Origin of the sequence: Enterococcus faecium (assembly GCF_029023785.1) — a bacterium.
Classification (GTDB): domain Bacteria; phylum Bacillota; class Bacilli; order Lactobacillales; family Enterococcaceae; genus Enterococcus_B; species Enterococcus_B faecium.
Genome location: NZ_CP118955.1, coordinates 1,313,554 through 1,335,716 on the forward strand (window position 1 = coordinate 1,313,554; position 22,163 = coordinate 1,335,716).

The window sequence follows — 22,163 nt, forward strand, 5'->3', positions numbered from 1 at the left end:
ATGAAAATTTTTGCAGTATGTCAAAGTGGATTAGGAACAAGTTTTATGGTAGAGATGAACATCAAACAAGCACTTGCAGATCTTGGAGCAGATGTGGACGAGTTTGAAGTAAGTCATACGGATGTTGGAAGTGTATCTAGCGATATGGCTGATTATTTCTTCATTGAGCATTCTTTGAAAGATACGCTAACTTCTATACCTGATGAAAAGCTCGTACCTTTGCAATCGATCATTGACAGCGAAGAAGTAAAAGAAAAAGTAACGAAGATCTTGTCAAAAGAATAAAAATGATTCAAGGGAGGAACTATCAATGGATAAATTGTTGAATTTGTTTGTGTCAATCGTCAGTCAGCCCTCCATCCTCGTTTCTTTGATTGCACTGCTTGGTCTCGTTCTTCAGAAGAAGAAATTTTCAGAAGTGATCCAAGGAACTATCAAAACATTTGTCGGATTCCTAGTACTGATCGGCGGTGCTGGTTTAATCAGTAATTCACTAACCCCTTTTGCTTCGATGTTCCAAACAGCTCTGCATACTCAAGGAGTAGTTCCTAGCAATGAAGCAGTAGTGGCGATTGCTTTGCAACAATACGGTACACCTACTGCTTTGATCATGCTAGTAGGGATGATCGTGAATATTTTACTTGCTAGATTCACAAGATATAAATTCATTTTTCTTACAGGTCAAGCAATGCTTTATGTTTCTTGTCTAACAGCAGTCATTTTAGTAAGCGCGGGGTTTACTGCAAATTTGTGGATGATCTTATTAGGCGGGGTCTTCGAAGGAACACTATTAACTATTACGCCTGCTCTTTGTCAACCGTTTATGAAGAACATCACTGGAAACAATCAAGTTGCGTTAGGGCATACCGGAAATATCGGTTATGCTTCTAGTGGATGGATCGGAAAGTTTTTTGGAAACAAAGACCGTTCTACAGAGGACATAAAGATTCCTAAAAGTTTCAGCTTTTTGCGAGATTCTACTGTATCGATCATGCTCTTGATGTCGATCGTATATGTCGCACTTGCTTTGTTAGCTGGTCCTGGATTTGTTGAAAGAGAACTAAGCAATGGAGACAACGCTGTAATCTTTGCACTGATCCAAGCTGGAACATTCACAGCTGGGTTTGTTATCGTCCTTCAAGGGGTTCGAATGGTGTTGGCAGAAATCGTTCCAGCATTCCAAGGGATTGCTAAAAAACTCGTACCCGATTCTAAACCAGCATTAGATGTTCCTATCGTTTTTCCATATGCACCTAATGCTGTATTAATTGGCTTTTTTGTTAGCTTCTTTGTAGGAACACTATCCATGTTTGCTATGATAGGCTTGCAAACTACAGTTATCATTCCTGGGGTAGTAGGACATTTCTTCTGCGGAGCTGCTTCTGGTGTCTTCGGCAACTCGACTGGCGGTAGAAGAGGGGCGGTATTAGGTTCTGCTTTCAATAGCTTATTGATTAGTTGGCTGCCATTATTTATCCTTCCAGTATTAGGAGATCTTAAAATCGCTTCTTCTACATTTGCCGATACTGATTATCTAGTACCAGGACTTGTACTTGGGAAACTAGGAGAATACGGTCAAATAGCCTTGACAGTTGGAATCATCGCTTTCTTTTTACTTGTCGTATTATCTAGCTTTCTTTTTGCCGGAAAAAGAACAAACATTGTTTCTAAAGAACAGAATTAAGCAAACTTCAAAATAAAAATTGCTTGGACAATATCAGAAGAAGATTTAAAGTCTTCTGATATGTCGCAAGCAGTTTTTTGTTTTATGCATTTATTTTTGAATAGCTTGTTAAGACAAGTGGCTGTTTTGCTAGAAGAGGATAACTTTTACCATTCATTTTCACTGTTCCGCCTGTTCTATCAGAAGTAATCACGATCTTATCTTTTGTTTTTTCAAGCGAAATCTTTCCATCTTTGATAGGTAGCGTACAATTCAGTGTTTCAAATGAATCTAGATTAGGTTGTATCATAAATTCTTCATAACCTGGCTTTGTTGGATACAAACCGATAAAATAGCGTCCTAAAAGATAGATTGGGCTTGCTCCCCATGCATGGCATAAGCTTTTTCCATAAGGATCTCCATACATACTGTACTTTTCATTTCCTGTTTGAGTAGGGTCGTATTCTTCCCAGAAAGTTACCGCATCATGAGATAACATCCCTCCCCAATAATCAAGAATCGTTTGGTAGACGATATTCGTCTGTCCGAGTTTGCATAAAGCATCTTGTTCATAGAATTTGAAATATGGAGTAGTAATCTGTGTGATAGTGTCATTCAATAAGACATTCTTTAAGATCGATTGCTGTTGGTCTTTGTTAGCAAAATCGAATAAAACAGCGAAAATATTCGCATGACGCGTCACATTTCTTCTCCCAGATTCATAGCAATCGATAAAAGCGCCAAGTTCTTCATCCCAAAAGTAGTCAAATAGGTTTTGTTTCAATAGTTGATATTTTTCTTGATAGAGATGAGTATGATAATTTTCGTTCTCTCCATATGTTTCAGCTAAGATATCTCTGCAAGTGATCATGGAATGATAGGCTTTCAGTAATAAGACTTGTTCTGCAGCAAGCGTTCCTTCTTTATCCATTTCAGACCAATCAATAAATATCCAATCTTTTGCTCTCCCATAAATAAACCCTAATTCATTCGTTTGCTCCATCAAGTATCTCATTAATGATTGCATCTTAGGGTAGACGATGCGTAAAAATTCATAGTCTTTCGTCATCATATAGTGGTTTTCGATACCAATCAACCACAAGATCGAATAGTCAACGATAGTATTCATATGCTGCTTGATTTCATTTTGTCCTCTTAATGCTAATATCGTTCGTTTATTGATTTCCTCGTCAAAAAAAAGATATTGATTGATCATGAATGATTGATACGCATCTCCAGACCAAATCCAGCGATCTCGTTTGATACCGTCGATAAAAAACAAATCACTACATAACTTGAAGGTTTCTTCTGATACTGACCAGATCTGATTCAGTAAAGAAGAATCGCTTGAAAAAGCAGCTTGTTTCGAAAGAGATAAAAATTCATGAAAAACTTGAAGTTGAACCATTCCAGTAGAAACCTCTGGTATAAACAAATAGCGAAAAGCGCGTTTACGAGCTTTCATTTTTCTTGTCATTCCTATTTGCTTATAGTAGCAATAATCGATATCCATAGCTTCTACATCGGACTCTCCATAACATAGAGTGATAGATTCGATATGGTCATCCAGAGATATTAGTTCTACACAGCCATTCACTGCTCGCCCAAAATCGAATAAGATTCCTCCGCCAATCTCCGTTTCAGTGACTGGATGGACGCATTCTTTTTGATAATAGATTTGATTTGGATCTTTTGCGATATCGACATAAAGCGGACTCCAGCCAGCTGGATATTCTTCAATAAAATTACTTGCTGTCCAGCCAATATCTGATTTTACTTCGTCTCCCTCGATAAACATCGCTGGTAGCCCTGATGTATGTCCTACAAAGATACGAATTTTTGCTTTACCAGCTGGACAAGTCAGCCATTTTCCACATGGATGTTTTTGTCCATTAATTTCTACATACCCAACTCCTTGGATCGTCACTTTAAACATGGAAGGTTGATCAAGAAAGTAATATCTCTTAAACTTGACGTTCCGATGGCAATCATCCATGTACCAGTACGCTGGCCAGTCAAAACCTCGTTCTTCCCGTTGGAAATTTTGTAGCAGTCCATGGCGGATCTCAAAGTCTCCAGGATACCAAAGCCATCTATCTTTATGTTTTTCATTTGTCATTTTACACGACCTCCATCAAATTTATTTTGTTGTCAATTGTTCTTTTATTTCTTCATCTACTCTTATCACTGTCTTTCTATTCGTCCTGTGTACTACTAGAAGGCTAATAAGCGCGCTAATCAACAGCAAGATACTGCCATTGACGAAAACAGCAAGTGTTTTACTCCCAAGAGAAGCAAAAGAGAGAAAGAGCAAACCATATGGTGCAATGAAAGTACCTAAATTAGCGCCAACCAATAAGATTGAAGTATTGAAACTCTCCGCGTACTTGGGCGCTTGGATACTTACTTGGTTGAATAAGTAAGGAATGAATAACGAAAAAGAAATTCCTGTTAGGATCGCACCAAACCCAATCACATACAGGTTTATCACAGTGGCAATCAATACAAAGCCGATTCCCATCAGTAGTAAAGAAAGTGTAAGCATATAGCGATGTGCTTTTGTCTGAAGCCAGCCAAAACAAACTCCGGCAGCCATACTTGCCAATTGCATGATTGTTAAGATATTCGCTGCATTAGTTTCGTTTCCTAGAGAATAAGTCGTCAGGACTGTGGCTAATTTAATCGATACAGCATTATATACCACGATGACCAGCAAGAGAAAAATACCATAACTAATCATTTTAGGATTCGTTTTGATTACTTGTCTTGTTGGGGCTGTGCCATGTGATTGAAGTTCAGTTGTTTCAGGTGTAGGAACAAACAAAACAAACAAGACAAGAATAGGTAAGCTGATGGCGTAGACTAAAAAGGTATATTGCCAACCGAACTGTACTAGCTGTCCTGCAACAAATGTCATTAAAGCTGCACCAAATCCTTGAAATGCACTTTGAAAACCAATCATAGAGGCTCGTTCATCTCCGTGATAAAAGGCAGCAATCATGCTGACTGCCAAAGAATTGATCAATCCAAAGCCAATACCTAGTCCAGCTCTTGAAGCTAAGACAATACTGTAACTTTGTGAGAAGAGGGGGAGGATACCACAAATCGATGCAATCACTAATCCGATGATCACAGTTTGTTTTTGTCCGATTTTCCTAGCAATAAAACTACTAATCAAAACAAAAATAGTGACCATAAAAGAGGGAGCAGTCGTTAATAATTCAACAGCAGATAAAGAACGCGTGGCATAAGTAGCTGACATACTGGGAATTGCAGACGTGACTGCACCAGCAGAAGTCAAAATAAGAGAGACTGACAGCAGAGAAAATTTCATCATCTTTTTATTCATAAGCATGTTCCTTTCATTTTTGTAAGCGCTTATCAAAAAATATAGTATGAAGTGGTTATTCTCTCAATAGCGGAATCACAGGAAGTTCATGTCCCAACCATAGAAAGTCTTTATGAAACCAAAAATAGCTTTGCATATAATAGCAGTACAGCGTGAACTAATAAGCGAAAGAAACCACTTACAAAAAAGAGGGAGTCAATTGGAACTAGCTGAATTAGACATTTTTTTTGCGTAACGAAGAATCAATCGAAACTCTGCAGCGTGAACAAGGAATGAATATCAATGATTTAAACTTAGCTTACCATCTTCAGACACCGCCAAAAATCCACCGAGGGGATCTATTTCAACAGGGAAATATTCATATCAGTAAACACCGTCGATATGCGGAAGTTCCCGAGCATACACATGATTTTGTTGAAATCAATTATATGTATAGCGGTACATGTTTATAAATTATTAATGGAGAAAGGATAGAGATGGAAGAAAGTGACGTGGTGATCATTGATAAAGAAGCTACTCAAAGAATCGAATACACAGGGCAAGAGGATATTTTAATCAACATCTTATTAAAAGAAGAAACCTTATCTACAGAGATATTGAATCATTTGGCAAGCACAAATAATCTACTTTCTTCTTTTTTGATCAATGCATCAAAAGAAAAAGGGGAACATACACAATTCATTCATTTTCGCGGCGGAAAAACAAGTCGTTTGACGCATTTGATTGAAAATATGCTGTTGATTTATTTTGATACATACAGTCATAAGATCCGTTCGTTAAATCTCTATACATCACTATTACTGATCGAATTGACTCATTTATTAGAACAACAAAGCTTTTCATCAGCAGATGGATGCGCAGAAAATGAGATGCTTAGAGTATTAGATTATATCGATAAGCATTTTACTTCTTGTACGTTAAAAGAAACAGCAGCTCATTTTGGCTACAATCCGGTCTATCTTAGTAATAAATTGAAAATGTATTTTGATGCTTCCTTTCAAGAACTGGTTCTAAAGAAAAAATTCGACTTTGCGTTGGAACTGATTCAAGAAACGAGTTTTTCGTTGGAAGAAATCGCTAATCGTATCGGATATAAACAAACGACTTCTTTATTCAAATTATTCAAGAAGTATTCAACATGTACTCCCAATGAATGGAGAAATAAACATTAAGAAGAAAATCTTTCACTAAAGCATATGAAGGAAAATTGTTTTAGGTGCGATTGCTGTCTTATTATATCGTTGCAGCGAATTTTTTTGGATTTATTTTCAGTTCTAAACTTTTGGTTGTATTATCAGGGGATATAGGTGTAAACATTTGTCATTTATCTGTTATGCGTATTCAGGAATTCGTTTCCATCAAAAATTATAATAACAACTATTATAATTAACATGTTGATAAAATGAATAAACAAGACTATACTTTTCATGAAAGTAACAAATAGTTATGAAAAGGAGCTGTTTATTCATGAAAAAAACAAGTCGTAAAGTAGTAATCGTCGGTACAGGTTTTGTTGGAACAAGTATCGCTTATGCAATGATCAACCAAGGAATCTCTAATGAATTAGTATTGATCGATGTGAATCAAGAAAAAGCAGAAGGGGAAGCATTGGACCTTTTAGATGGTATGGCTTGGGGCGATGAAAATGTGGCTGTATGGTCAGGTGGCTATGAAGAATGTAAAGATGCTGATATCGTTGTTATCACAGCTGGTATCAACCAAAAACCTGGTCAATCTCGTTTAGATTTAGTTAAAACAAATGCGTCAATCATGCGCCAAATCGTAAAAGAAATCATGGGATCAGGATTCGACGGTATTATCGTTGTTGCTTCAAACCCAGTAGATATTTTGACATATATCGCTTGGAACGAATCTGGTCTGCCAACATCACGTGTTATCGGTACTGGAACAACATTGGATACAACTCGTTTCCGTAAAGAAATCGCATTGAAATTAAAAGTTGACCCACGCAGCGTCCACGGCTATATCTTAGGTGAACATGGTGATTCAGAAGTTGCTGCATGGTCACATACAACTGTCGGTGGTAAACCAGTGTTTGAAATTGTAGAAAAAGACCATCGTATTGCCCAAGATGAATTAGATGTGATTGCTGATAAAGTCCGTAATGCTGCTTATGAGATCATTGATCGTAAAAAAGCAACTTACTATGGTATTGGTATGAGTACTGCACGTATCGTAAAAGCTATCTTGAATAACGAACAAGCTGTATTGCCTGTATCTGCTTATTTAACTGGTGAATACGACGAAAAAGATATCTTTACAGGTGTGCCATCAATCGTTGACGAAAATGGTGTTCGTGAAGTTGTTGAATTATCAATCAACGAAGAAGAAAAAGCAATGTTCAGCAAATCAACAAGTGCTTTAAGAGAAGTATTGAACACTGTATTATAAGAAACAATGAATATGAACTAAAAATCCTAAAACTGCTTAACAGCTGAAATAGCTGTTAAGCAGTTTTTTATTGATATCTAATAGGTAAGCAAATAAACAGAATGGTTAAAATTAATCGGTCCGAAAATGTATCCGTACATATGAACATATGAAATTTAATCTGTTGATTACAATAAGCGAATCGTTATCAATGTTTATCTGTGGTTAATTAAAAAATCCTTCCGCAACGGCAAATACAATGATTCATATCTAATTCGTTCATATTTGATTAACTGAATAAAGAAACTGGTTTTTATCATTCAATTAAACGACAAAAAAAGTAAGAAAAACTGCAAAATTTTTTTATAATTTTGCATAAGCAGATTTTGATGGAAAAATGACGATTTTTGATAAAAAACCGTTCGAGAGAGGTTTATCATTTTTTAAATCTACTTTGTATAATATATATTATGTAAACTAAAATATATAAAAAATCAGCCCACTAGTTCTAAACCACTATTTCCTACTATTCACTCTTTTGTATTCCTTTTAAATCAATTATTTCAAAATTAATCCATATTTTCCATATTTTTATGAAAAAACTATTTTGTATGATTAACCATAAAAAAATCAGCATATTCCTTAATGACATGCTGATCTAATTGAGAAATAAAGTTTTTAATTCGTTCATTTTATTGCGGTTTGTCGTAAATAACTGGTTATCTTGGACTTTAGTGAATCGAAATCCAATGAACTAGTGGTAATCATTATGATAAAATCAACAGCTTCTTGACGAGAAAAAGCAACTGGACAATTATTCAATTGAAGAAACAACAACATGGCAACAAGAGCAGTTCGTTTATTGCCATTATGAAAAGGATGTTTTTTAGCTAAATTAATTGCTAAAATCGCCGCTTTTTCATAGATTTCAGGATAGAGTTCTTGATTGAATACTGCTTGTGAAGGCTGTTTGACGGCCATATCTAATGCATTTGCATCTTTTACACCGATCATTTCGCCTGGCGAGTGACGTAAAATAACTTTCGCGTTGATTTTGATAATTTCTTTAGTCGAAAGATACCTCATAAATCAACCAAATCTTTTAACGCGTCTTCATATTGATTCATGATCGAATCAACTAATGAATCAATATCAGGTTCTTCTTGTGCTTTGATCATTCGTACAGAACCATCAGATTGAAAAACATAACTGATTGCGTCACCTGTCTGCACACCCATGAATTCTTTTACTTCTGGTGGGATAGTTGTTACATCGCTATTGCCAGATTTTCTAATTTTATACTTTTTCATTTTTTTCATATTTCGCCACCCTCTATACCATTCTCATTCTATAGTAAGTACATTATATCCAAGTATATACTTTTAATCAATGTATATACTTTTATTTTGCTTTTTCTTACGAAAAAATGACAAAGAAAAAAGTTTGTGACATGACTTTTGTCACAAACTCTCGTATTCTTAACCAAAATATTGATGAAATACTTGTGTAATAACTGGTAGAAAATAAATAATGATCATAGCCGCTACCACCACCAACAATTGTTTTCGCTGTTTCTTTCGCTTTAGCATGCTTGTCGTTTTATGAAAAAAATAAGTAGCGCTTTTAGCTCCTGCAGTCAAAGTCGATAAAATCAACGTTGGTGAATATGCTGTTTGATTGTGCGTCAATGACAACAACTTCGTCCCGTAATCAGGATACTTTAGAAATGCTTGGTACACAGCCACAATCGTGATTGCTCCCATAAGATAATTTAAAAATGAATGCACTTTTTTCAAATAAAAAAACTCCTTACTATCTATATAAAATCAGCCTACCCCAACGTTTTTGCTTGATTCACTGATATTTTTTAGTTTTATTGGTATTTATATTCTCACTTTTCGGAATAAATATTCCGCTATTTCATTGTTTTCATTTACTCTACTTCGTTTTCATTATTTTTTCTTGATGTTTCTTTGTTTCCATCAACTGCTTTTGTTCCACTGTTTTCGATCCATGGAAAAGAAAAACCGATTGTCATATCTTCTTTTAATACTAAAACTGCATCGAATTTCCCTTTTTTACCAGTAAAACCTTTGACAACTTTACTTGTCTTTCCTTTTGAAAGCAAATCTCTGAGATTCGTTTTAGTCAGCTTCTTTTTAGCTACTGTTGGCCACAATTTGAAGTCGCATTCCGGATTCAAGCATGTAGCGATTTTAGGATAAAGCATGACTATTCCCTTTTTACATTTTGGACATCTTCCTAATTGATCGTTTTTCTTCTCCATCGCTTTTATCTGACGTGTCCCGCTAATCTCATCTGAAAAGTCTACCTTGTCGATTTGATTAGGAACTTCTGCCAATAAATGTAGGATGAATTTTTTGATATTCTCTAAAAAAACAGATGGTGTCCCCTCTTGTTTACCAATTTTTCTCAAGTACCCTTCCCAGCGCGCAGTCATTTCTGCGCTCGTCAGTAATGGTTCATTGGCTACTGCCTTACAAAGAGTGATTCCTTTTGGCGTAACAGTTATTTCGTTTTTATTGACTTCGATGTAATGCTTCTGCTTAAGATTTTCAATGATATTGGCTCGTGTAGCTTCTGTCCCTATTCCTTCTACTTCTTTGAGAATTTCTTGCGCTTCATCATTATCCAGCGTTTTTCCCGCAGTTTTCATTGCTGTGATCAACGTTCCTTCGGTATAGGGTTTTGGAGGTTGTGTTTCTTTCTCCATACTTTTCAGTTCTACTTCTGCTTCTTCATTTTCTACGATAGGAGGAAGAGTCTGAGCTTCTTTCTTTTTTGACTTGATGCGTAAGATTTCCTGCCAACCTTGCTGTAATGGGATCTTTCCGATGCTTTTTAGCTTTAATTGCTGTACGCCCGTCATTACGGTCGTCTCTTCGTAGATATAATCTGCAGCAAACATAGCCACAGTAGTGCGCAAAACTTGCAAATAGATTGCTTGCTGTAATTTGGAAAGCTTCGCAAAGCGTGCAGGAGTCGGAATCGTCTTTGTCGGAATAATTGCATGATGTTCTTGAACTTTTTTCGCATCGACATATCGTTTCTTTGCTTTGATCTCAGTTGTCTGTACTTCTTCTATTCCTAAAAATTTTTTATAATTTTGCAGATGTTTAACCAGATACTGATGCTCATTTTCTGTAATGTAAAAGGAATCCGTTCTTGGATAGCTTAGAAACTTGCTTTCGTACAATCCTTGAGCAGCATCAAGTGTAGCTTTGGCACTTGCTTTCATTAGCTGATTCATCTTTGTCTGCAAACTAGATAGCGAAAATAAACGTGGACTATGCAACCTCTTTTCCTTTTTCGTAACTTCAAGAATCCGTCCGTTTTGCTTACCTAAATGCGCTCCAAGTTTTTCTATTTCCTTCGTTAACTCTTCTTGGGTTTTAAATGCTTTTTTTGGTACGATTTTTCCAGAAAACTGCCCTTTGTTTGTCGTAATTAAACCTTCTCCTTCAAAGTACGTTTCTTTTTTGAAGTGTTTGATTTCTTCTTGCAGCTGATAAATCATATAGAGTGTCGGTGTTTGTACACGACCAAGAGAAAAACTGCCATCAATCCCTTTTCGTTGAAGTAGCAAGCTATATAATGGACTTCCATTCATTCCAATCAGCCAATCAGCGTTCTGCCTTGCTTGCGCTTCTTTATATTTTGGAAAATAGTTCTTTCCAGGTTGGAGATTCTTAAAACCTTCATAGATTGCTTCTTTTTCAAGAGAATTGATCCATAAACGTAAATAGTTCTTTTCCTTAGAAAATGCGTTTGCTTGTCGAATAATCGACCACGCGATGGCTTCACCTTCTCGATCACCATCTGTTGCAATAATGATGGTATCGGCTGACTGCAATTCTCGTTTTACGATCGAAAATTGTGCACGTTTGTCCATTGGAACTTCGTAACGGAAGGTTTCTGGGAAAATAGGCAAATTTTCTAAAGACCATTTTGCCCAACGCTCTTCATAAGCTCCTGGAGCAACCATATCTACCAAATGTCCAAAACCATAAGTGATGGTTACTTCACCAGCAAACAATGGATCGCTGATTTCATAATACCCTTCATGCCGCTTTCGCTGTTGGAAGGTTTCGGCATAGGCTTTTGCTTGTGAAGGTTTTTCAGCTAGTATCACCGTCTTCATCTTCTGACCTCCGTTACTTAATTTTTTGCGGACTTCTCTATTATGGAACATATTTTCGCATCTGGCAATAAAAAAAAGATACCGTATAGTCGAAATAGACACAAAAACATCAAGCAAACAAACGATGATCCGTTTGCTGCTTGATGTTTCCAGAAAATATTCATCTTTAGCTGTCACTCTTGGTTAATCTGCCAGTTGATGCCAAATCGATCAGTTACCATCCCATACAACTGAGCCCACGGAACAGCATCCAGCGGCATCTCAATCTTACCACCCTCAGCTAAGCTTTCAAATAGGCGCTTCGTTTCTTCTTCATTTCTTGTCTGGATGACTAAAGAAACATTATTTCCCACAACTAATTCAGGACCAATTCCTTCTGGCGTATCTGCAAACATAACTAATGTATCATAAATGTTCAGCCGTGCATTCGTGATTAGATTTTTTGCTTCTTCTGGCAAGTTCATTTGTTCTATTCCAGGCATTTCACCGTATGTGGTGATACCTGATGCTTCAGTCTGAAAAACTTTTTCATAAAAAGCGATGGCTTCACGCGACTCATTTTTGAAGTTCAGATAGATATCCAATGTAAACAGCTCCTCTCTTGGTTAAATCTACCATAAGAAAGCGTTTTTTACGAGTGAATCGTTTGATTGATTCATGACAAAAGCCTTGCGCAGCTTCTTCTTGATCTTTTTTATGATCATTTATTCAAAAAATCTGTAATAGCAGATTGATTCATTTGATTATCAATTTCAAGAATACTGCCAGCATAATCACTTTGCCCATAATTCCACGAACCGTCTACTGGCACACTTATTCGATCAATGCCACCAGCTCCTCGTGCAATCGAAAAGAGGTTTTTCGTCAAGAACCAAGCAGTGACATCTGTGGATGTATATCCTAAAGCTTTACCAGCTGCATAAGGTGCACGGATCAGATTCAATGGATTCTTCAATTGGCTGAAAATAGCGTTCATTACTTGCTGTTGGCGTCTGACACGGCCAAAGTCTCCTTGTTCATCCATTCGGAAACGTGCGTACTGCAAAAGAACATGTCCATCCATCTTCTGGACCCCTTTTTTAATATCTACACCATCCAGATTCAGATCTTTTTCTGCATCGATCTTCACTCCGTTCATGAATAAGGCATCGATCACTTTTTCAAACGATTTGAAATCGACTTTCGCATAGTATTGACAATCGATTCCAAAATTTTCTACTAAAGTTTGACGCACTAGATCGGCTCCTCCGTATGCATAAGCTGAATTGATCTTATTTTGTCCTACCCCTGGGATCGTAACGAAGCTGTCACGCATAAAAGAAATCAGTTTCGGCTTATGGGAAGGACCATCCAACTGTAAGACCATGATCGTATCGGCTCGCCCGGCATCTTCTCCGCGTGTATCACTTCCAAGGATCAAAATATTATGCGCACCATTCGTCGCTTTTTGCCCATGAAAGGTTTCTGAAGTCGCTGCCTCTAAGCTTGTGTCATGTTCAGCTACATATTTACCAATAAAAAATGAGATACCTGAATAAAGGATCAAAACAAGCAAAATCGATAGAATGATTTTTTTCCACGATCGCTTTCTTCGAGGTTTTAACGGTTTGTTCTTCTTTTGCCGATTGAAAAATTTTTTATTTTTTTGTTGTTCTTCTGCTCTTGGTGCATCTCTGTATATCTGTTGCTCGTATTGGTTCAAATGTTCAAATGAATGCTGCTCTCTTTCATAAATACGGGTAGCATCTTCCTCATTTTCCATACGCGTTCGTTTTCGTTCTCTTCTAGCAAAAATACTCCCCGTATCCCGCTTCAGAGGTTTCGCCTTCTTATGGATGTCCTTATAGCGATCCATCCGACTCATTGTGGTTCCTCCTCGTTTCTTACTGATAAATAAAGGATACGATAACCAATCGACAAAAGCCTATCATTTTTTGATAATTTAATAAAAAATAACGAAATAAATGCTTCGATACATAAAGGATTACTTTTCTTGAGACCGTTTATGCGAGAATAAAAGATCTTTATCTATTATCCTTTTTTAATCAAACAGCTTTTCAATCACATGGATCGGCATCTTTTCCTTTGTCCATAATTCAAACGCGATTGCTCCTTGGTAGATCAACATGCCAAGTCCATTGTATCCTTTTGCTCCTACTTTTTTTGCTTCTTTTAATAAACGTGTTTCTCTAGGTGCATAAATCAAATCAAAAACCGCTAGATTCTCATGCATCATGCTTATATCTAAGAGCGGTGACTGATTGATTTTCTTTCCCATCCCGATATCTGTTGCATTGACTAGAAGACAGCTTTCTTTCAAGTCTTTTCTTAATTGATGCGTATCGGCAAAGTCACGAACTTTTATCTTACAAGAAGTTCGATAGCTGAGTTGTTCGAATGTTTCTTTTACTTGAGCGAATGTTTGGTTGTTTCGTTTATAAACTACGATTTCCTCAGCGCCGTCTAACGCTGCTTGAACAGTGACTGCCTTTGCTGCACCTCCAGCTCCCAGTAGAGTCATTTTTTTCTTTTTGATCGAAATCCCAGCTTCTTGCACGGATTGCATGAAGCCCGCACCATCGGTATTATAGCCAATCAAACGACCCTTTTCGTGCACGATCGTATTCACTGCTCCGATCAATTGCGCTTCCTGGCTTACCTCATCCAGATAAGGAATAACCGCTGTTTTATTCGGCATCGAAAGATTTACACCTAACATATCAAAAGTTCGAATACTTTCGACTGCTTGCTTCAAATTCATTGGATTTACTTGGAAAGCTAAATACACCGCATCGATGTTGTTTGCTTCAAAAGCAGTATTGTGCATCAATGGGGATAAACTGTGAGAAGCCGGATCAGCAAAGAGCCCAGCTAATTTGGTTTGTCCAGAAATCATCTTATTCCTCCTTTGTTCTTACTTCAATAAAAAAAGCCACTTAGCGTTTGATACGAAAAAGTACGAAACGTCTAGGTGGCAAAGTAGCAAATTCTTTTCTCATCGTTTACTTGTCAGAGCAAAGAATATTCTATTTAATTGTTAAAATCATTGACTACGTGATCCTACAAAACACCCAAATATGTTTAATTGTTTATTGTTTTAAGTATAGGATGAATCAAAGGAAGATGTCAATGAGTTTTCAAGTCCTTCTACTGAAAGGAATTTTTCTGTCGAAATCAATCCACTACTTCTTCAAAGAACTGCAAAAGGTCGCCCATTGTCAAATGTTGCTTTTCTTTTTCAGAAATATCTTGAACGATTTTCCCTTTTTGGAGTACGATCAGACGATTTCCGTATTTCAAGGCGTCTTCCATTCGATGCGTGATCATGAGACAAGTCAATTTTTGTTCATTGATCCGCTGATTTGTTAATCGCATTAATGCTTTAGCTGTTTTAGGATCTAAAGCTGCAGTATGTTCATCTAATAATAGTAACTCAGGAGCTGTGATCGTCGCCATCAGCAAGCTTAATGCTTGGCGTTGACCACCAGATAATTCACCCGCTGGAGTATCCAAGTGTTGCTCTAGGCCATTACCGACTTCTTGACATAGTCTGAAAAAATCTTCTTTTTGATTTTTCAAGTTACGTAAACGGAATTTCCGTTTTTGACCTCTTTTTTGTGCAAGTAGCAAATTTTCTGCTACTGTCATCCGAGGAGCCGTTCCCATCTTGGGGTCTTGGAAAACTCGAGAAAGGAATCGTGCTCTTTTTTCTTCTGAATCTTTTGTGATCAGCTGATCTTTAAAAGAGATCGATCCTTGACTGAGTTGAAGCGTACCAGCGATCGTATTGAACAGTGTGCTTTTTCCAGCACCATTCCCGCCAAGGACAGTGATGAAGTCCCCTTCTCTGATTGTAAGGTTAATTTCATCCAATAGTACTTTCTCTTCATTCATTCCATTGTTTACGACTTTTCTGCCATTTTTGATTGTCAATATATCAGTCATTACTATGCCTCCTTCTCAAAACCCGTTTTTAAGTTCAGTGCTTTCTTCAATTGCGGGATCATCAGACAAATAGCTAAGATGATAGCGGAGAACAACTTCAGATAAGTCGTGTCAAACCCTAGTTTGATTACTACTAAAATCAATAGCTGATAAATGATACTGCCGACAACAATAGCAATCAATCTTTCTGCTAGCGTCAATTCTTGGAAGATCACTTCACCGATGATGATGGAAGCAAGACCGATGACGATTACGCCAATCCCTTTATTTACATCTGCATATCCGTCGTTCTGGGCAATCAGCGCACCGGATAATGCAATGACACCGTTCGACAAAGTTAAACCTAAAATTTTCATACGATCGGTTTTTATCCCTAACGACCGAGCCATCGTTTCGTTGTCTCCTGTCGCAATATAGCCTTGACCCAAATCTGTATTGAAGAAGAATAGCAGTACAGCAATCAAGATGCCCAAAGAGATGAAGCCAAGAAGGACTGTGTCAAAGTAATCAGGTAACCCAAAGCGATGGAAGCTGTCTTGTAGAATCGGATGATTCAATAAAGAAAGATTTGGTGTTCGCATCACAAACAAAATAACTGAGTTCAATCCTGACATCACTAAAATCCCTGCTAAAATAACCGGTATCTTTCCTTTTGTATAAAGTAACCCCGTAACGAGTCCTGCTATCATGCCAGCACCTACGCCTAATAATGTAGCTACAATCGGCGCTACCCCATGAGTAATAGCTGTCACACAGACAGCAGCACCTAATGGGAAGGACCCTTCTGTCGTCATATCAGGAAAGTCTAAGATCCGATAAGTCATGAAAATCCCTAATCCTAATATTGCCCAAAGCATGCCTTGTGAAATAGCCGATACGATCATTTGTCATCCTCCTTAGATGTTTCTTGCTGCGAGTCATCTGTAATGATTTTGGCTTTTTCCTTCATCGATTGGGGAACAATGATTCCTAAGCGATCAGCTTGAGATTGATTGATCACTGTATCCCCTTGATCAAATGTATAAACAGGCGTCGTTTCCGGTTTTTCTTTTCCACTCGCAAGTTCTGCCGCCATCTTACCGCTTTGAAGCCCTAATTGATATTGATTGATCCCGATTGTTGCTAGTCCACCTTGTTCCACCATTGTATCCACAGATGGAATGACGGGGATATTTGCTTTGTTTGCTTCTTTTACCACTGTTTGCATCGCATTGGCAATGGTATTATCTAATGGAACATAGATAAAATCGACTTGTCGGCTCATCACTTGAACCGTTTGTGCAATCTCATTAGTGGAAGGCACCGCATATTTTACTGATTCTAACCCTTCTTTTTTTGCAGCTTCTTCTGCTTGTGCTACTTGGTATTTTGAATTATCCTCTGAAGAAGCATACAAGATTCCGACTTTTTTTGCATTTGGCAACAAATCAGAAGCAAGCTTGATTTGTGAAGTAACAGGCGGCTGATCAGAAACACCTGTTACATTACCACCAGGTTTCTCTAAAGAAGCGACTAATCCAGCCCCCACAGGATCCGTTACAGCACCTAACACAACTGGGATCGATGAAGTCGTGTTTGCTAATGATTGAGCGGCAGGTGTTGCGATTCCAATCAAGGCATCTGGATCAGATTGTACTAGCTGTTGACTCATTGTGGCTAGCTTGCTCTGATCGGCTTGTCCATTTTGAAATTTGATCTCAAGATTTTCTCCTTCTTTTAATCCTTCTTCTTTCAGACCATCTTTGATTCCTCGATAAATCTCATCTAATGCCGGATGGCTCACGTATTGCAATACCCCAACAACTGTTGTTTTTTTTGTCTGGTTCGTCGAAGTACTTTCTTTTTCGCCTGAAGCTTTTCCATAAATAAATGCACCTGCTAAATAAACTAAAATAATTACTACAACTGTTATTAATCGTTTGTTTTTCATTTTTTTCCTCCTGCAAAGTCAATCTTTTTATTTATTATAATCAGGCAAGTATCCAGTCTACAAAAAAAGACAATGGCCAAAGCGGTCATTGTCTTTACACAAAAAACCGCATAGATTCTAATCTATGCGGCAGTCAATGTTCATGTCTAGCATAGATACAAGCTTTAGAAATGCACTCTAAAAAGTTGTATCTATGGGAAAGTCTCACCATTAATACAACTTATCTACGCCAGCTGCGCCAATTTTTTTTGTTTTCTGCTGAAATACGTTTTGATAAGTTCATTACAGGTCACCCTTTCCTTAAGAATTGATTTAAGTCTAATCGAATTTTTGAATTTCGTCAACTATATTTTTTAATTTTTTATTTGTTATTTTGAAGATCAAACATCACTTGTTCTGATAATTAAAAATAGCGCTATATAGACCCACCGTTTCATCGCGCCAATGTCTCAATTAGCAATCTCGGAATTTTGGGAAGTTACTCCCGTTCTATCCAATTCTTCTTCTAATTGTTTGATATTGGCTAACGGAAGTCGATTCAGTTCAGGGATCAACTCCTTATCAAAATCAGTTATTCCTCCCTTACCCGCAGTTATCCGATTTGCTTCTTTTCCTCCATCAAAGAAAATAAATGTCACTTCATCCGTTCGTATGTTATATTTTTGTTCCAGTTCATGTACATCATAAACGATCGGATAATAAAAGATCGGTCGATTCAATTCTTCCATAAGCTCAGGATCATTAAAAACATCAAGCATGTCCTGATAGGTTTTCCCGTTCGGTTTGCTGAACATCACCGATATCGCCCGGCTTTGTTTGATTTTCTGATCAGCTTTGCTGTAATCAAAAGGTTTCAATTTGCTGGTTGGTATGGACGAATAAACGAGACTATTTACTTGCTCTTCTCGGATTTTTTCCGGCAATAAAAACATTGCAACTGTTAACAGCAATGATAAGATGAGCAGAAAAACAAGACGTCGAAAATACTTACTTGGATTTTCTGCGAATGACACTGAGAAATGTTCATTCATTTCTTGTACTCTCGATTTAACTACTTCCCAAATAACAAACACCTTCTTTTCTACTTTTTCTCCTATTTTTTATTATACCTAAAAATTTGGATTTCAACGATAGAAACACTGTTTTTTATGTAATTAGTCCAAGATTTTTCTAGACTTTTGCTTTACTATTCGGCCAAATTGGTTTTTCTTCTTTTTTTCGTTATAATGAATATACTTATGAAAAGAAATGAGGAATGAACCATGTCCTTTGATGGTGTATTTACCCACGCGATGGTCAACGAATTGCGTGAAACGTTACTATCTGGCCGGATCTCGAAAATCCATCAGCCTTATGAAAATGAAATCGTGCTGGTGATTCGTTCACGCGGCAAAAACCATCGATTATTATTATCTGCGCACCCAAGTTATGCTCGTGTACAGATTACCCAAATCGATTATCAGAATCCTGATAATCCGCCTAACTTCGTGATGATGCTTCGAAAATATTTGGATGGCGCTATTTTAGAAGACATCGAACAAATCGAAAATGATCGAGTGATCCATTTCCACTTTGCTAAACGAAACGAGTTGGGTGATCTACAAAATATCATATTGATCGTTGAATTAATGGGACGTCATAGTACGATCGTCTTAGTTAATCGAGAAACTGGAAAAATACTGGATGCGATCAAACACATTGGAAGCTCTCAAAACACTTATCGTTCTTTGCTTCCTGGTGTAGAATATGTTGCTCCGCCAAAACAAGAGGTCTTGAACCCATTTAGCTCCGAGAAAGAAAAAATCTTTCAGCGGCTTTCCCAAACTGAACTAGATCCAAAAGCAATCCAACGTCAGTTTCAGGGAATCGGTTTCGATACCGCTCAAGAGCTGACCAAAAGATTACTGGAACGTCCTAATGAAAAGATGGTTGTATGGGACGAATTTTTCTCAGCCATCAGCCATCAGCCTATTCCTACTTTTTACGAAACGGAAAATAAAGATTTTTTCACACCGATTGCTTATCAGGTATTGTCCGAACAGGCATCTGCTGTAACAGCTTATCCAACACTCAGTCAATTATTAGATAGCTATTATCACGAAAAAGCAGAGAAAGATCGGGCAAAACAACAAGGCGGAGAACTGATTCGAAAAATCGAAAATGAACTAAAACGAAATAAAAATAAATTGAAAAAACGTGAACAAACACTCAAAGAATCCGAAAACGCTGAGAATTACCGTAGAAATGGCGAACTACTTACTACTTTTCTGACACAAGTACCACGCGGCGCAAAAGAAGTTGTTTTACCTAATTATTATGAAGAAGATCGGCCAATCAAAATAGCACTAGATCCGGCATTGACACCAAATCAAAATGCACAGAAATATTTCCATCGATACCAAAAGCTGAAGAACGCTGTTAAGCTGATTGGCGAACAAATCCAAGAAGCCAAAGATGAAATCCAATATCTTGAATCTGTCTTATCTCAACTGGAAATTGCCGGCCCAATGGATATCGAAGCAATTAAAGAAGAATTGACTTCAGAAGGATACCTGAAAAAGAAGAACTTAAAAAAACAAAAACGTAAGAAACCATCTCAGCCTGATCAATACTTTTCTTCTGACGGAACGCTCATTCTTGTTGGTAAAAACAATCTTCAAAATGACCAGCTGACAATGAAGACAGCTAAAAAAACCGACTATTGGCTTCATGCAAAAAATATACCCGGTTCGCACGTCATCATTAAAAGTGACAAGCCCTCAGATGAAACAATTACAGAAGCTGCCGAGTTAGCTGCCTATTTTTCAAAATACCGATACTCTGCCCAAGTGCCGGTTGATCTTGTACAGGTAAAGCATATCCGAAAACCAAATGGCGCCAAGCCTGGTTATGTTATTTATGAAAACCAAAAGACGATTATCGTGACACCAGAAGAAGAAAAAATTACAGCTATGAAACAAAACAGGTAATCAATGAGTGTTTCTAGAATCATATTTGCGTACTTTCCCACAACAGCAATTAGTTATAAATTGTTTGCTACAAAAAGAGGAGTTGTGACAAAATTCTGTCACAACCCCTCTTTTTTGATCAACGGTGTTCAATAAACAGCGTTCTCATCTGCTTTTCTTAGCTCTGCTGGTCCAGTAACCGAGTAAGCTCTTTGATAAATCTTTGAGCGATTTCACTGAGCGGACGTTTCGCCGAATAAATGATATAAAATTCATTTAGTTCGCCTTCTGCCAAAGGGATTAACCGCAAGTGCTCGCGAATCCCTCCAATCACAATACCAGATCCTGAAGCGTAAGCATCAGTTTCAAGAACGATATTCATCAAAGTACCTCGATCACTCGTATAAATCACTGTTTCTTGATCAGGGATCTCGATAAGGTCTTCATAAAAATACGGGAAATTATTTCCATCCTGTGTAAAACGAACCTGAGGATAAGATAACAATTCTTCTTTGGTGATCTCTGCGTGTTCAGCTAATGGATGTCCTTGCCTTAAAAAAATATGCGTTTTGAATTTTCCAATGCTGCGGCCACTTAGCTCTCCTTGTTGTAAATATCTTCTGATACCAGCTTGATTATGCTCATTCATATAAATAATGCCGATCTCACTGTGCTGCTCTTTGACTTCTTCGATCACTCTCGCTGTTGTCGTCTCCATGATCCGAAATTGTTTGATCTCGTCTTTGAATTCCTCGAGTAGCTGTGCGGTCAAAGGACCTAAGAAATCATAATGCTGGGCAGCGATCGAAAAATTGTCTCTCTTTTCACTCGTTAGATAGTGAGTTTCTAATGTATCAAGCTGGACCAATATTTTCTCGGCACGATTTAAGAAGTCTTGCCCTTCTTCTGTTAAATATGCCCCTCGATTCGTTCGAGTAAACAGCGTGATCCCTAACTCGGTTTCTAATTCTTTGATACCAGCTGAAAGACTTGGCTGGGAGACAAACATTTTCTTTGCCGCTTCTCTGAAACTACCATTGTTTGCTACAGCGACCACGTATTTCATCTGCTGAATATTCATTGCTCAAACTCCTCGAAATAATAAATTTCTCTTCCATTCAAGGGCTGGATTGGTCGGTTGTTCGGTCGAGCATACTGACCATCGAAGGGGAGAAGAAACTCTTGGTTCAGTTTTCCTACATGATCCATTACAAACCATTGGATTGGCCCGCTGGTAGGCGGAGTTGTCAATGAGCCAATATAATGGAAATGGCTTTTTTGCTCCGGAAAGAACACATCCGGATTTACCCAATGCTCATGTTTTTCTAAGTTCCAACTTTCCCCATTTTCTTGATTATACAGCCAACCTTCCTGTACCATTAGCTGGTACATGACACCCACAACTAGATTCTCTTTTTTGCTGTTCATATGAACAAAATGAAATTCAATATCTTCCTGTTTTCCGTTGATGATATGTTCAGAAGGCAAGTGGAAATGAATATCTGTCAAATAATAGCGTTCTTTCTTGAACTCTACATAACTGAGTTGGTCAAAAGGTACTAAATGAATCGTGTTTTTGAATTCCTTGTCAGTAAACCGTTGCTTTTGATAATGAAAGGAAAGCGTGTCTCCTTCTATTTTGGTTTCTTCCCCCTTGGTCAAATGAATAGGCGACTGCAATGGAAATTCCGCACCTCTCGCAAACCAATCACATAAACTCGCCCAATTTTCCGGACCTTTGTCTCCAGAATAGCCCCATTCGACATCCATATTCT

Annotated in this window: 19 protein-coding genes and 1 pseudogene; 5 read left to right on the top strand and 15 right to left on the bottom strand. The window is 37.6% G+C overall.

Going from position 1 to position 22,163, the window contains the following annotated elements:
- Positions 1-285: a PTS sugar transporter subunit IIB gene (locus PYW34_RS06385; protein ID WP_002286047.1), complete on the top strand. Its 285-nt coding sequence runs from the start codon at positions 1-3 to the stop codon at positions 283-285.
- Positions 286-310: 25 nt separating this feature from the next.
- Complete coding sequence (locus PYW34_RS06390) at positions 311-1,684, top strand: PTS ascorbate transporter subunit IIC (protein WP_002286041.1); 1,374 nt, start codon at positions 311-313, stop codon at positions 1,682-1,684.
- Between the two features lie 82 nt (positions 1,685-1,766).
- Here PYW34_RS06390 and PYW34_RS06395 read toward each other — a convergent pair whose 3' ends face one another.
- Both PYW34_RS06395 and PYW34_RS06400 read right to left on the bottom strand, forming a co-directional pair.
- Positions 1,767-3,782, bottom strand: a complete 2,016-nt coding sequence (locus PYW34_RS06395; RefSeq protein WP_002334360.1) for a family 78 glycoside hydrolase catalytic domain — start codon at positions 3,780-3,782, stop codon at positions 1,767-1,769.
- 21 nt (positions 3,783-3,803) lie between these two features.
- On the bottom strand, positions 3,804-5,018 hold the full coding sequence (locus PYW34_RS06400; RefSeq protein ID WP_002320890.1) for an MFS transporter: 1,215 nt from the start codon (positions 5,016-5,018) through the stop codon (positions 3,804-3,806).
- A gap of 221 nt (positions 5,019-5,239) precedes the next feature.
- On the opposite strand from PYW34_RS06400, the pseudogene PYW34_RS06405 reads away from it, so the two are divergent.
- Together PYW34_RS06405 and PYW34_RS06410 are read left to right on the top strand one after the other, a co-directional pair.
- A pseudogene (locus PYW34_RS06405) lies at positions 5,240-6,184 on the top strand (AraC family transcriptional regulator).
- 295 nt (positions 6,185-6,479) lie between these two features.
- The gene (locus tag PYW34_RS06410; protein ID WP_002289717.1) at positions 6,480-7,424 is read left to right on the top strand and encodes an L-lactate dehydrogenase; all 945 of its coding nucleotides are present in this window, start codon (positions 6,480-6,482) and stop codon (positions 7,422-7,424) included.
- 666 nt (positions 7,425-8,090) lie between these two features.
- On the opposite strand, the gene PYW34_RS06415 is transcribed toward PYW34_RS06410, so the two are convergent.
- The 11 genes from PYW34_RS06415 to PYW34_RS06465 all read right to left on the bottom strand — a co-directional run bounded on the left by PYW34_RS06415 (position 8,091) and on the right by PYW34_RS06465 (position 18,513).
- Entirely contained in the window at positions 8,091-8,489 is a 399-nt protein-coding gene (locus PYW34_RS06415) for a type II toxin-antitoxin system death-on-curing family toxin (protein ID WP_002289716.1), read from the bottom strand.
- Entirely contained in the window at positions 8,486-8,722 is a 237-nt protein-coding gene (locus PYW34_RS06420) for an AbrB/MazE/SpoVT family DNA-binding domain-containing protein (protein ID WP_002289715.1), read from the bottom strand. Before PYW34_RS06420 ends, PYW34_RS06415 begins: the two co-directional genes overlap by 4 nt.
- Positions 8,723-8,881: 159 nt before the next feature.
- Positions 8,882-9,166, bottom strand: a complete 285-nt coding sequence (locus tag PYW34_RS06425; protein ID WP_002289718.1) for a hypothetical protein — start codon at positions 9,164-9,166, stop codon at positions 8,882-8,884.
- 170 nt (positions 9,167-9,336) lie between these two features.
- Positions 9,337-11,565 carry a type IA DNA topoisomerase gene (topB, locus tag PYW34_RS06430; protein ID WP_002333268.1) on the bottom strand — a complete coding sequence of 743 codons (2,229 nt, stop codon included), beginning with the start codon at positions 11,563-11,565 and terminating at the stop codon, positions 9,337-9,339.
- Between the two features lie 173 nt (positions 11,566-11,738).
- Positions 11,739-12,149, bottom strand: a complete 411-nt coding sequence (locus PYW34_RS06435) for a VOC family protein (protein ID WP_002295867.1) — start codon at positions 12,147-12,149, stop codon at positions 11,739-11,741.
- Between the two features lie 116 nt (positions 12,150-12,265).
- Positions 12,266-13,429 (bottom strand): LCP family protein, encoded by a 1,164-nt coding sequence (locus PYW34_RS06440; RefSeq protein ID WP_002295866.1) that lies wholly within the window; start codon positions 13,427-13,429, stop codon positions 12,266-12,268.
- 177 nt (positions 13,430-13,606) lie between these two features.
- On the bottom strand, positions 13,607-14,461 hold the full coding sequence (gene aroE / locus PYW34_RS06445; protein ID WP_002289627.1) for a shikimate dehydrogenase: 855 nt from the start codon (positions 14,459-14,461) through the stop codon (positions 13,607-13,609).
- Between the two features lie 278 nt (positions 14,462-14,739).
- Positions 14,740-15,510, bottom strand: a complete 771-nt coding sequence (locus PYW34_RS06450; RefSeq protein WP_002289629.1) for an ABC transporter ATP-binding protein — start codon at positions 15,508-15,510, stop codon at positions 14,740-14,742.
- Between the two features lie 2 nt (positions 15,511-15,512).
- Positions 15,513-16,394, bottom strand: coding sequence for an ABC transporter permease (locus PYW34_RS06455; RefSeq protein WP_002289631.1), 882 nt, complete (start codon positions 16,392-16,394; stop codon positions 15,513-15,515).
- Positions 16,391-17,440 (bottom strand): tryptophan ABC transporter substrate-binding protein, encoded by a 1,050-nt coding sequence (gene trpX / locus PYW34_RS06460; RefSeq protein ID WP_002289632.1) that lies wholly within the window; start codon positions 17,438-17,440, stop codon positions 16,391-16,393. Before trpX ends, PYW34_RS06455 begins: the two co-directional genes overlap by 4 nt.
- 449 nt (positions 17,441-17,889) lie before the next feature.
- Entirely contained in the window at positions 17,890-18,513 is a 624-nt protein-coding gene (locus PYW34_RS06465; RefSeq protein WP_002295864.1) for a hypothetical protein, read from the bottom strand.
- A gap of 189 nt (positions 18,514-18,702) precedes the next feature.
- On the opposite strand from PYW34_RS06465, the gene efbA reads away from it, so the two are divergent.
- Positions 18,703-20,409: a fibronectin-binding protein EfbA gene (gene efbA, locus PYW34_RS06470; protein ID WP_002295863.1), complete on the top strand. Its 1,707-nt coding sequence runs from the start codon at positions 18,703-18,705 to the stop codon at positions 20,407-20,409.
- A gap of 157 nt (positions 20,410-20,566) precedes the next feature.
- Here efbA and PYW34_RS06475 read toward each other — a convergent pair whose 3' ends face one another.
- Entirely contained in the window at positions 20,567-21,469 is a 903-nt protein-coding gene (locus PYW34_RS06475) for a LysR family transcriptional regulator (RefSeq protein ID WP_002288888.1), read from the bottom strand.
- Complete coding sequence (locus PYW34_RS06480) at positions 21,466-22,158, bottom strand: carbonic anhydrase family protein (protein WP_002321477.1); 693 nt, start codon at positions 22,156-22,158, stop codon at positions 21,466-21,468. The genes PYW34_RS06475 and PYW34_RS06480 overlap by 4 nt, the downstream gene beginning before the upstream one ends.
- Positions 22,159-22,163 lie beyond the last annotated feature (5 nt).